The organism is Longimicrobium sp., from assembly GCA_036377595.1.
GTDB lineage: Bacteria > Gemmatimonadota > Gemmatimonadetes > Longimicrobiales > Longimicrobiaceae > Longimicrobium.
On the sequence record DASUYB010000156.1, the window covers coordinates 1 to 11,610 of the forward strand.

At 72.1% G+C, this 11,610-nt stretch carries 10 protein-coding genes; 4 read left to right on the forward strand and 6 right to left on the reverse strand.

From position 1 onward, the window contains the following. The first annotated feature begins 382 nt into the window (after window positions 1–382). Window positions 383–2,290 carry a penicillin-binding protein 2 gene (mrdA, locus tag VF092_26810; GenBank protein HEX6750928.1) on the forward strand — a complete coding sequence of 636 codons (1,908 nt, stop codon included), beginning with the start codon at window positions 383–385 and terminating at the stop codon, window positions 2,288–2,290. Window positions 2,291–2,466: 176 nt separating this feature from the next. Here mrdA and VF092_26815 read toward each other — a convergent pair whose 3' ends face one another. Together VF092_26815 and pgl are read right to left on the reverse strand one after the other, a co-directional pair. Continuing rightward, window positions 2,467–3,198 (reverse strand): hypothetical protein, encoded by a 732-nt coding sequence (locus VF092_26815; protein HEX6750929.1) that lies wholly within the window; start codon window positions 3,196–3,198, stop codon window positions 2,467–2,469. Between the two features lie 44 nt (window positions 3,199–3,242). Further along, the gene (gene pgl, locus VF092_26820; protein HEX6750930.1) at window positions 3,243–3,989 is read right to left on the reverse strand and encodes a 6-phosphogluconolactonase; all 747 of its coding nucleotides are present in this window, start codon (window positions 3,987–3,989) and stop codon (window positions 3,243–3,245) included. 178 nt (window positions 3,990–4,167) lie between these two features. On the opposite strand from pgl, the gene VF092_26825 reads away from it, so the two are divergent. Further along, entirely contained in the window at window positions 4,168–5,292 is a 1,125-nt protein-coding gene (locus VF092_26825) for a serine hydrolase domain-containing protein (GenBank protein ID HEX6750931.1), read from the forward strand. A 77-nt stretch (window positions 5,293–5,369) separates the two neighbouring features. Here the strand turns inward: VF092_26825 and VF092_26830 are convergent, their stop codons facing one another. Next, window positions 5,370–5,945, reverse strand: a complete 576-nt coding sequence (locus tag VF092_26830; protein ID HEX6750932.1) for a hypothetical protein — start codon at window positions 5,943–5,945, stop codon at window positions 5,370–5,372. A gap of 454 nt (window positions 5,946–6,399) precedes the next feature. Here VF092_26830 and VF092_26835 point away from each other — a divergent pair, with 454 nt between their 5' ends. After that, window positions 6,400–7,314 carry a Clp protease N-terminal domain-containing protein gene (locus tag VF092_26835; protein ID HEX6750933.1) on the forward strand — a complete coding sequence of 305 codons (915 nt, stop codon included), beginning with the start codon at window positions 6,400–6,402 and terminating at the stop codon, window positions 7,312–7,314. Window positions 7,315–7,354: 40 nt separating this feature from the next. Here VF092_26835 and zwf read toward each other — a convergent pair whose 3' ends face one another. The 3 genes from zwf to VF092_26850 all read right to left on the reverse strand — a co-directional run bounded on the left by zwf (window position 7,355) and on the right by VF092_26850 (window position 10,703). Next, the gene (zwf, locus tag VF092_26840) at window positions 7,355–8,917 is read right to left on the reverse strand and encodes a glucose-6-phosphate dehydrogenase (GenBank protein ID HEX6750934.1); all 1,563 of its coding nucleotides are present in this window, start codon (window positions 8,915–8,917) and stop codon (window positions 7,355–7,357) included. After that, window positions 8,914–9,840 (reverse strand): decarboxylating 6-phosphogluconate dehydrogenase, encoded by a 927-nt coding sequence (gene gnd, locus VF092_26845; protein ID HEX6750935.1) that lies wholly within the window; start codon window positions 9,838–9,840, stop codon window positions 8,914–8,916. Before gnd ends, zwf begins: the two co-directional genes overlap by 4 nt. Before the next feature lie 347 nt (window positions 9,841–10,187). Next, window positions 10,188–10,703: a hypothetical protein gene (locus VF092_26850; protein HEX6750936.1), complete on the reverse strand. Its 516-nt coding sequence runs from the start codon at window positions 10,701–10,703 to the stop codon at window positions 10,188–10,190. A gap of 158 nt (window positions 10,704–10,861) precedes the next feature. Between VF092_26850 and VF092_26855 the strand changes: the two genes are divergently transcribed. Continuing rightward, on the forward strand, window positions 10,862–11,610 hold a 749-nt coding region (locus VF092_26855), incomplete at its 3' end, for an amidohydrolase family protein (protein ID HEX6750937.1).

Below are 11,610 nucleotides of genomic sequence, written 5' to 3' on the forward strand. Positions count from 1 at the left end.
CAAGTTACACCTGTGTAAGCACTTGCCTCGATTCAGACCCCGCCGGACGCGTTGTACACGCGTCCGACGGGGTCTTGTTGTATCTTGTTGCTGTTCAACCTCTTATGGCCAACGTGTAAAACGGTGCTGTCGAACGCCTGCCGTGTGATCCCTCGTTTTTCCGCGACCCGGCGCGCAGCGAATCCCGTCTCATTGCAGCCGATCGAAGGCGCGGACGCGCGCGTTGGTGACGCGGAGGAGGGGTCGTGCGTCATCTCTTCCGTCTCCCCCCGACACGAGCTGACCGACACCCAGGCGCCGATCTCACGTAGCGCTGGCGCGAAAGCGTTCGAGCGTCTATGTTTACGGCACCCCCACACCGCCGTTTCTCTCGCCGTCGCTGATGGCAACCCTGATCGACCGCTCGCTGAGCCCGTTCAACCCGTTCCATCCCCATGCCCGGCGCCGCCGCTCGCTGCAGGCGGCGGCGGGAATCGTGCTGATGCTGGGGGTGCTGGGAAGCGCGTTCTTCCGCACGCAGGTGGTGAAGAACGACGAGTTCGTGCTGCGCGCCGACGACAACCGCTTCCGCATTCAGCCCATCCCCGCCCCGCGCGGCGCCATCGTCGACCGCAACGGCAAGATCATCGCCGAGACGGTCACCGGCTACACGCTGACCACCGACCCGGCCACGCCCGACGTGATCCGCGCCCGGCTGCGCCTGGTGGCCGGGGTGCTGGGGCTGGACGACGCGCGCATCCAGGAGCTGGTGGAATGGGGCGTGCGCCATCGCGACGAGCCCATCCCCGTGAGCCACAACCTGAGCTTCGCGCAGGTGTCGTGGTTCGCCGAGCGCGTGGGTCGGCTGAAGGGGATGCACGTCGACCCCTATCCCATCCGCCACTACCCGGCGGGCGCGGCGGTGGCGCACGTGGTGGGCTACGTGAGCGAGATCAGCGACCGCGAGCTGGAGAGCGAGAGCTGGCGCGGCTACCGCAGCGGCCAGAACATCGGCAAGACGGGGCTGGAGCGGCAGTACGAGCGTTCGCTGGGCGGCACCGCCGGCGCGCGCTACGTGGAGGTGGACGCGCGCGGGAAGCTGGTCCGCGGCGTGGCACGGCGGCTGACGGAGGAGCCCACCGCCGGGCACGACGTGCGGCTGACGCTGGACCTGGACCTCCAGCGCTACGTGCACCAGGTGTGGCCGGCCGACCGCCGCGGCGCCGTGGTGGCCATGGTGCCGTCGACGGGCGAGATCCTGGCGCTGTACTCGGCGCCGAACTACGACCCGAACCTGCTGGTCGGCTCCATCCCCCGCGCGGTCTGGCAGCAGCTGAACACCGACCCCGGCCGCCCGCTCCTCAACCGCGCGGCCAACGGGACGTATCCCCCCGGCTCCACGTGGAAGCTGGCCACGGCGCTGATCGGGCTGGAGCGCGGGGTGATCACCCCCACCGAGGTGATGCCGATCCCCTGCACGGGGGGGATGAGCTACGCCGGCCGCTACTCGCGCTGCTGGTTCCGCGAGGGGCACGGCCCGCAGGACCTGCTGCACGCCATCCAGAACTCGTGCAACGTCTACTTCTACCAGCTGGGGATCAAGCTCGGGCTGGACGTGCTGACGCGCGAGGGAACGCGGCTGGGGTTCGCGCGGAAGACGGGGGTGGACCTGCCGTCGGAGAAGTCGGGGACCTTCCCCAGCGGGCGCGAGTGGTACGTCCACCGCTTCGGCTGGCGGCCGCCGCCCAGCGAGGTGATGAACGTGGCCATCGGCCAGGGGCCGAACGACCAGACGCCGCTGAGGATGGCGCAGTTCTTCTCCGCGCTGGCGGGCGACGGGACCTCTCGCCGCCCCCACCTGCTGATGCAGCCCAACGTGCCGGTGGAGACCGACCTGCACGTGACGCCGGCCACGCTCGCGGCGGTGCGCGAGGGGATGGCGCGGGTGATCGAGGAGGGCGGCACCGCGCACGCCGTGGAGCTGCGCAACTGGGCGCTGCTGGGGAAGACGGGCACGTCGCAGAACTCGGCCGACCCGCGGCGTCCGCACGGGTGGTTCACCGGCTTCGCGGGACCGCGCGGCAAGGCGCCGGAGATCGTGGTGGCGGTGATCGTGGAGTTCGGCGAGAGCGGGTCGGGGTCGGCGGCGCCGATCGGGGCGAAGGTGGCCGACTTCTACCTCAACAAGATCCACGGCCTGCCCACGCCGCCGCTGCTGTCGCCCGAGTCGGCGCGCGTGGGGGCGATGATGCGCCCCGCGCCGCGGCCGCCGTCCATCAACCCCGGCACCGTCGGCGCCACCCGCAACTGACGGCACGGCCGGGAGATCAAAAGCAAGGGGCGGAGATCGTCGCGATCTCCGCCTCTCCTTTTTTCTCACGCAGAGTTAGCAGAGTTAGCAGAGTTAGCAGAGTTAGCAGATAAAACAGCTGCGGGCAGCTGCAGTTCCCTGCTGACCCTGCTGACTCTGCGTGAGACTTTCTGTTTTCAGTCCTTGTCGTCCGATGCTGGGCCTGCAATGAGCGTCCTGGCGCGGGCGGCGATGTACTCCATCTGCTCCTCGCGCTCGTGCGCCCAGCGGGGGAGGCGCAGCGCGTTGGAGCCGAGCGCCACCGCGCCCCACGCCGCGAAGAGCACCGCCAGACCGACGTTCTGCGCCAGCTCGCCGGTGAAGTAGTAGAACACCAGCAGGAAGAGCGCGGCCACCAGTCCGGCGATGCCCATCCGCCCCAGCGCCACGCCGTTGCTCTTGGTCGTGCCCAGGCGCAGGCGGTGGCCGGCGTCGGTCGGCTCGACGTACGCGTGCAGGTTGCCGTTGGTCCACGCGCGCAGGCCGCCGTGCGAGCGGTCCTTCCCGTGCGCGCCGAAGGTCTCGCGCAGCTCGGCCACCAGCAGCTCCCACTCGCGGTCCGTCGGCGCGCGCGGCAGGGTCACCGTTCTCCCGACCGACACCGGCATCCCCAGGTGCGTGCGCCGGGGCGCGGCGCCGCGGCGCAGGTCGAGCGCGGCCGCCGCCTCGCCGATGGCCTCGGGCGCGATCCCCACGTCGCCGCCGATCGTCTGCAGCTCCGCGAGCGTGAGCCCGTCGCCGGCCGTGAGGGCGCGCCCCTCCGAGGCGCGGCGCTTGGCCGCCGCCTCGAAGATCTCCGCGACCTCCTCTTCTCCATATCGCCGCTCGTCCGTCATCTCGCTCCCCACGTGCTGGATCGTACGATCCATGATCGCCGGCCGGATCGAACGCCGTCAATCCCGGCGCGCGTATCCTACGTCGGCGATCCGTCCCGGAGTTTCGCCGCCGCGGCCTCGTCCATGATCCACACCATCTCCCCCTCCGTCGGGCGGACGTTCTGGGCGGGGAGGCGGAAGGGGTCGAGCGGGCCGCGCAGCACCTTCCACGCGACCTCCGCCTTCCCCGCGCCGACCACGAACATCTCCACCCGCCGCGCGGCGTTGACCACGGGGAAGGTGAAGGTGACGCGCGGCTCGCCCAGCTCCCGCATCAGCGCCGGGGCGACGGTGAGGTCGCGCTCGCGCAGCAGCGGGTCGAAGGGGAAGAGCGAGCAGGTGTGCGCGTCAGGCCCCAGTCCCAGGTGCACCACGTCGAAGCGCGGGAGGCCGGGGCCGAAGACGCGCTCCAGCTCGTCGCGGTAGAGCCGCGCGCCCTCCTCGGCCGGCAGCTCGCCGCGGATGCGGTGCACGTTGGCCTCGGGGATGGGGACGCGACGGATGAACGCCTCCCACGCCATCGCGAAGTTGCTGCGCGGATGGCCCGGGGGCACGCAGCGGTCGTCGCCCCAGAACAGGTGCACGCGCTCCCAGGGGACGCGCGTCACGAACTCGTCGGACGCGTAGCGCGCGTACATCTCCTTCGGCGCCGTGCCACCGGAGAGGGCGACGGTGAAGACGCCGCGCGCCTCCGCCGCCTCGCGCGCCTGCGCGGCGAACGCCTCGGCGCCCGCGCGGGCCGCGGCGTGCGCGTCGGGGTGGAGCTCGATCTTCGCGCCGTTCATCCCCCCTCCCGGTCGGTTCACGCCCTCTGTCCGCCCTGCCGCGGGCCGTCATGATTCTGAGCCGTGCACGCCGGTCGTGCAAACCGGGCGGCGGCCCGGCCCCGGCGGCGGAAACCCCGCGGGTTGCCGGCGCGTAGCGTTCCATGCCGGCCGCTCACCCCCGCACCTCCATCCAGCCATGCGAACTCCTGCCCTCCTCCTCGGCGCGGCGGTGGCCACGGCCGCCCAACCGCTCGCCGCCCAGCCCGGCGCGCTGGTGGCGCGCATCGACTCCGCCGTCCCCGCGCTGCTGCGCGAGGCGAACGCGCCGGGCGCCGCCGTGGCCATGGTGGAGGGCGGACGGATCGTGCTGGCGCGCGGGTACGGCGTGGCGAACGTGGCCACGGGCGCACGCTTCACCGCCCGCACGCCGCTGAACGTGGCGTCCGTCTCCAAGGCGGTCACGGCGCTGGGGGCGATGCGGCTGTGGCGAGAGGGACGCCTTCCGCTCGACGCGCCGGTGAACTCGCTGGCCCGCCGCTGGCGGCTGCCGGACGGCGCCGCGCCGGCGGAGAGCGTGACCGTGCGGCGGCTGCTGAGCCACACGGCCGGCGTGGGGATCGGCGCCGTCCCCTGGTTCCGCGCGGATTCGGCGGCGCCGTCGCTGCTGGAGGTGCTGGACGGGCGCGCGGGAGACCGGGGCCCCCTGCGCATCGAAGCGGCGCCGGGGGCGGCGTGGCGATACTCCGGCGGCGGCTACACGCTGCTGCAGCTGGTGATGGAAGACGTGACGGGCGAGCGCTTCGAGGCGTGGATGGAGCGCGCCGTCCTCCGGCCGCTGGGGATGCGCGAGAGCACGTTCGGCACGGCGCGGCCGGGCGCGGCGGTGGGATACGACGAGGCGGGGAATCCCGTGCCCGCCTACCGCTTCGTGGGTACCTCCGCCGGCGGCCTGTGGACCAGCGCGGACGATTTCGCACGGCTGATGCGCGCATACGCCCGTGCATGGAGCGGCACGGACCGGCGCGTGATCGGCCGCGCGGAACTGGACCAGGTCGCACGGCCGATGGCGGCCGTGACGCTGGAGGGTGTGTCCGGCGCCACGTACGGCCTGGGACACGGCACCCACCGTGCGCCCGACGGGCGGACGTACGTCTACCACAGCGGCGGAAATCCCGGCGCGCGCGCCTACTTCATCGTGTCGCCGGACCGCGGCGACGGGGTGTTCGTCGCCACCAACTCCGACAACGGCGTGCCCGTGATCACCCGCGTGCTCCAGATCTGGGGAGACGCGCACGGCGGTGGGCTGCCGCCGCTGTTCTGACGGGTGGGATCCGGCGCTCTCGTCCCGCGCCGATCACCCACCCGGCAGGATCGCGCCCGGCGTCTTCCCGGATCGTATCAACGGATCCGCTCGCGGGTGGTGTCGGCGCTCACGAGCCGCATCCGGCCGCCGCGATACTCGTGTCTCTGGTGGATGGAGACCGAGACGTCCCGCGAGCTCAGCGCGCTGCTGTACTCCCAGCTCTCGCCCTGCGTGGGGACCCATCTCCCGCCGCGCCAGCACCACTCCATGTACGAGTGGGTTCCCGCGCCCATCTTCCACGAGCTCCGCGTGCACGAGGTCCCGGCCACGTGGCGGATGTTGCCTCCCTCGCTGAGCACGGTGTCCTTCTCGAACCGGCCGCGCCGCGGGTCGTAGCGGAAGACGTCGAACATCCGCCCGCCCGAGCCGAAGAACGTCATCACCCGCACGTCGGTCCAGCCGTCGCCGTTCAGGTCCTCGCCCTCGAGGATGGTGCCGCCGGCGTAGGGTGGCTCGGCCTCCCCCGGCTCCTCGCCGATCGACAGGGTATCGGACGCGGACACGGCTGTGGGCGGATCGTGGACGAGCACCCTGGCGGGGATACCGTACGTGTCCGCCTGCAGCACCAGCCGCGCCGGATGCCCGTCGCGCAGCGCACAGAGGAACGCCAAGCCGTGGCTGAGGTCCTCGTGACCGACGCTCCCGTCCGGATTCTCCGCACGAGGCCGATCGTCGGAGCCGTCCGCGCGGCGGCAGCGGTCCTCAGGCTGGCGCGGCTCCCTCCAGCGCAGGGCGGTGTCGCGGGCAGGTGCGGAAGGAGCGGTAACGGAGTCGACGGTGGCGACAGTCCCGGCGGCGCGGGCGGGAGCCTGCTCCGCGCGGCCGCAGCCGCCAGCCGCCATCGCCGCGACGATGATCGCGAGCGCCAGGAGTGCGGGGCGAAGCACCAGACCATTCATCTGCGGAATCGTGGAAAAGTCGGGCGGATGCATGGCGTCGGAAAATCCGGCCGCGGACGGTTTCGACGCTCGTCCCTCGTCATCTTGTACCATCAAGGTTGACACAATCATCTCGCTTGATGTAACATTTCAAGTGGTACATCCAACGCCTGCAAGAGAGGCCGCGATGTTCAAGATCTGGTTTTCGAACGAGCCGGAGCCGCCCGCACCGCAGGGTGCACCGGCACGGCGAGGTGCCCTGGTCTTCGGCGACGACGTCCGCGAGGCGCTCGCCCGGACCCGCGACGCGGCCATCTCCCTGGGCCATGGGCAGGTCACCACCACGCACCAGGTGCTCGGCATCGTGGCGGACGCGCGCTGCGAGGGCGCGCGGGCGCTGGCCGCGGCGGGTGTCGACGCCGACGAGCTACGGCGGCGGCTGACCTCCGCCACGGCCGCGGACCCGCGCGTGGTGACGCCCGGCACCGAGCTCCCGTACACCGGCGGCGCCAAGCGCGCGCTGGAGTTGGCGATGGAGGAGGCTCACCGCACAGGCGCGGAGATCGTCACCTCGCGCCATCTCCTGGCCGGCATCGTCCGCCAGGGGAAGGAGGCGGCCGCCCGCGCGCTGGGAGAGCTCGGCTTCACCCTCGAATCGCTGCGCGCGATGGAGTCCGCCGCCGCGGCAGCGTTCGGCATCCGCATCGACGACGCGTCGGACCGCTCGATCTACGAGCAGATCGTGGCGCAGGTGCGGGAGGCGGCGGCCACCGGCCGTGCCGCGCCCGGCCAGCGTCTGCCGTCGGTGCGCGCGCTGGCGGACGAGCTCGACATCGCGCCGGGGACGGTGGCCCGGGCCTACGCCGAGCTGGAGCGGCAGGGCGTGGTGGTGACCGACGGCGCGCGCGGCACCCGGATCGCGGAGCGCCCCGCCGGCGAGCCCGCGCGCGTGGACGACCTGGCGGGCCTCATCCGCCCCGCGGTGGTGGCCGCCTACCACCAGGGCGCCCGCGCCGCCGACCTGCGCGCGGCGCTGGAGCGCGCGATGGCGGGGATCTACCCCCCGGAGGACGATCCCCCGGCCGCGCCAGGGCCGCGCTGAGCATCCGTGCCGGCCTCCGCGGTCGGCAGGTCTCCCCGCCTCACGGCTCGTGCCACTCGCGGCCGTCGTCGCGGAGGAGGCGGTCGGAGCAGGCGGGGCCCCAGCCACCGGCCGCGTACGGCTCCGGCTCGCCGCCGCGCGCCCACTCCTCCAGGATCGGCGTCACCAGCGTCCACGCGGCCACCACCTCGTCCTCGCGCGCGAAGAGCGTCGCGTCGCCGACCATCGCGTCGAGCAGGAGGCGCTGGTAGGCCTCGGGAGATTCGCGCTGGAAGGCGCGGCTGTAGTCGAAGTCCATCGACACGGGACGCAGCTCGCCGCGCATCCCCGGCACCTTGGCCTCGAAGAAGAGGCTGATCCCCTCCTGCGGCTGGATCTTCAGCACCAGCGCGTTGGGCGCCGGCGTGTCGCCCTCCACGTTGTCGAGGATCGGGTGCGGCGCGGGGCGGAAGCGCACGACGACCTCGCTCACCTTCTTCTTCAGCCGCTTCCCCGTGCGCAGGTAGAAGGGGACGTCGGCCCAGCGCCAGTTGTCGATCCACACGCGCAGCGCCGCGAACGTCTCCGTGCGTGAATCCGGCGCGACGTTGGGCTCCTCGCGGTAGCCGGGCATCTCCCCGTCCTCCGAGCGCGCGTACTGGCCGCGCACCGCGTCGTGGTTCACGTCCTCGCCGCGGATGGGGCGGATGGAGCGCAGCACCTTCACCTTCTCGGTGCGGATGGAGTCCGCGTCGTAGCTCGCGGGCGCCTCCATGGCGACGAGGGCGAGCACCTGCAGGAGGTGGCTCTGCACCATGTCGCGGAGCGCGCCGGCCTTCTCGTAGTAGCCCGCGCGCTGCTCCACGCCGACGGTCTCCGCGACGGTGATCTCCACGTGGTCCACGTAGTTGCGGCTCCACACCGGCTCCCAGATCACGTTCCCGAAGCGGAAGACCAGGATGTTCTGCGTGGTCTCCTTCCCCAGGTAGTGGTCGATGCGGAAGATCTGCCGCTCGTCGAACACCCGGTGCAGGTCGTCGTTCAGCTTCCTGGCCGATTCCAGGTCGTGCCCGAACGGCTTCTCCACGATGATCCGGGTGAAGCACCTGTCCCGCGGGTCGCACACCATCCCCGCGCGCCCCAGCTGCTCGGCGACGAGCTCCATCACCCCCGGCGGGACGGCCAGGTAGTAGAGCCGGTTTCCGCCGCACCCGTGCTCCTCGTCCATCTCCTTCAGCCGCTGGTCCAGCGCGCGGAAGCCCGCGGGATCCTCGAAAACGGAGCCGACGTAGGCCAGATGGGGGGAGAAGCGCGCCCACTCCTCGTCGCTCGGCTTCGTGGCGAACTCGGCCAGCGCGTCGTGCATGCGCCGGCGGAACTCGCCGTCGTCCATCTTCTCGCGCGCGAAGCCGACGACGGCGAAGTGTTCGGGAAGGAGGCCGTCGCAGAAGAGCTTGTAGACGGCGGGCATCAGCTTGCGGCGCGTGAGGTCGCCCGTGGCGCCGAAGATGACCAGCGCCAGCGGCTGCGGCGTGCGCCCGCTCTTCATGGTCTTGCGCAGCGGCGTCTCCGCCGGCGCGCCCGAGGCCATGGTGACCTCGGTGGAGGAATTCGGGTCGCTCATCCGCCGACGTGCCCTCCGCCGCCCGCGGCCTTCACCGCGTGCCCGCCGAACTGGTTGCGTAGCGCGGCGATGACCTGCGCGCCGTAGCTCTGCTCCTGCCGCGAGCGGAAGCGCTGCAGCAGCGACAGGGTAATGACGGGCGCGGGGACGTCGAGGTCGAGCGCGGTCTGCACCGTCCACCGCCCCTCGCCGCTGTCGGCCACCCATCCCTTGATCGATTCGAGGTCCTGCCCCTCCGCGGCGTAGGCGCGCTCCAGCAGCTCCAGCAGCCAGGAGCGGACGACGCTGCCGTGGTTCCACAGCCCGGCGATGGCGCGCAGGTCGAGGGGATACTCGCTGGCGTGCATGATCTCGAACCCCTCGGCGTACGCCTGCAGCAGCCCGTACTCGATGCCGTTGTGCACCATCTTCACGAAGTGCCCGGCGCCGCTCGGGCCCACGTGGAGATAGCCGTCCTCCGGCGCGAGGGTGCGGAACGCCGGCTCGCAGATGGAGACGGCCTCGGGCGCGCCGCCGACCATCAGGCAGTAGCCCACCTTCAGCCCCCATACGCCGCCGCTGGTCCCCGCGTCGACGAAGTGGAGGCCGCGCTCCTCGAGCTCGGCCGCGCGGCGCTGGCTGTCGTGGAAGTTGGAGTTGCCGCCGTCGATCAGCACGTCGCCGGGGTGGAGGAGGGCGGCCAGCTTCTGCAGGGTGTCCTCGGTGGGCGCGCCGGCGGGGACCATCACCCAGACGACGCGGGGGGATTGGAGCGCCTGCGCCATCTCCTCGAGCGAGGCGACGGCGGTGGCGCCCTGGGCTTCGCCGACTTTCCGCGTGACCTCGGGGTCGCGGTCGAACACGACGACTTCGTGGCCGCCGCCGAGCAGGCGGGTGACCATGTTCCCGCCCATCTTCCCCAGCCCCACCATCCCGAGCCGCATGAGCCCCCTCCCGGTTTCGGTCCGCCGCGCAGCCACCGGCGCGGATGCGTGCAATTACGGGGCGCGTGGAGATGGGGGCAAGGGGATGCCAGGCCGGGTGTGACGGGCGATTGAAATCGCGGCAACAACGGCCCGAAGTCCGCCTTCGCGGACTCCCGCCCAAACATCTCCGCACACCAGCAGACGCGGGTGCGCGGAGATGTCTTTCTAAAAAACACCCTCCCCCCAGTCGGGTTTGGGGGGGGGGTCGCGCGAAGCGCGGGGAGGGGGGCCTCCGCGCGTGCGCCGCATCCAATCCAGGCCATCCGCGCAGATGTGATCCCCGACTTGTGATCCCCGTCCTTCGCTCAATCCTTCTCGCCGCCTTCGCCGTTGGGCGGGCGCGCGGGGCGCGGCGGGGGCGGCGGGGGGACGAAGCCGGCGCGGATCTCGGGGTGGCGGATCTCGCCGCCGAGGTTGGCGGTCCAGGCCATCATCCCGAAATCCACGAGCCCCATCAGCAGCGTCAGCACCGCCATCGCCCGCGCGGCGCCGCGCCGCCGGCGCATCAGCAGCAGCGTGATCAGCGCGGCCACGCCGAACGCCACCGCCACGTACGACGCCAGCTCGCCCGCCTCCTCGTGCGCGTGGATGATGCGCCGCGACACGCCCTCGATCCCCACGATGGTGTGCTCGGCGGGCTCGCCGGTCAGCTGCACGCCCCACGTGGCCGCGCCGATGATCACGCCCACGATCAGCCCCAGCCGCAGCACCTCCTCGCTCTTCCGCAGCAGCCCCCAGCCGATCAGCAGCGCCGCGAAGATGCTGCCGAACACCGGGATGTGGTTCACCAGCAGGTGGATGTGCGCAGGGTTCAGGTTCATCGATCCTCTCGATCCGCCGGGTTCCGTTTGCGATTTCCTCGCCGCCGCACCATGCACCGCCAGTGCCGCGACCCCCGCGGTGCGCGGTTCCGCGCGCTCACGCTACGGCGTAGATTGGCGGCCAGCAACCATCTTCATCCCCCGAGATCCCCATCCTCATGCGGCTGAACCGACTTCTTCCGCTCGCCGCGGCGCTCGCGGCCTGCTCGCAGGCCACCGTCGCCCGTACGCCGCCCATCATCCCCGACGCCACGGCCGGGAGCGCGGCGACCGCGGAGTCAGCGCACGCCCTCGACGCCGCCGCGGCCGACATGGTGCTGGTCAACGGCCGCGTCTTCGTCGCCGACAGCGCGAGCACCGTCGTCCAGGCGCTGGCGGTGCGTGACGGCAAGGTGATCGCGGCGGGGAGCGACGCGGAGGTTCGCGCACTGGCTAGCGTACGGACGCGCGTGGTCGACCTCGGCGGGAAGCTGGTGACGCCGGGGTTCAACGACGCGCACATCCACATCCCCGCGGGCGGCGGGTCGCTCCTCGCCGTCGACCTGCTGGGGACGACGAGCACGGCGGAGATCGAGCGCCGCGTGCGCGAGGCCGCCGCCCGCGCCGCGCCCGGCGAGTGGATCCTGGGGCGGGGATGGGACCAGACGCGCCTCCCCGCCGGAGAGCTCGGACCGGGCGGCTGGCCGACGAAGGAGGTGCTGGACCGTGCCGCGCCCGGCAATCCCGTCATCCTCACCCGCGTGGACGGCCACACCTCGTGGGTGAACTCCGCGGCGCTGCGCATCGCCGGCGTCACCCGCGCCACAGTCGCCCCGTCCGGCGGCGAGGTGGTGAAGGACCCGCGCACCGGCGAGCCGACGGGCATCCTCAAGGAGGACCCCGCGCGCAACCTGGTGACGACGAAGGT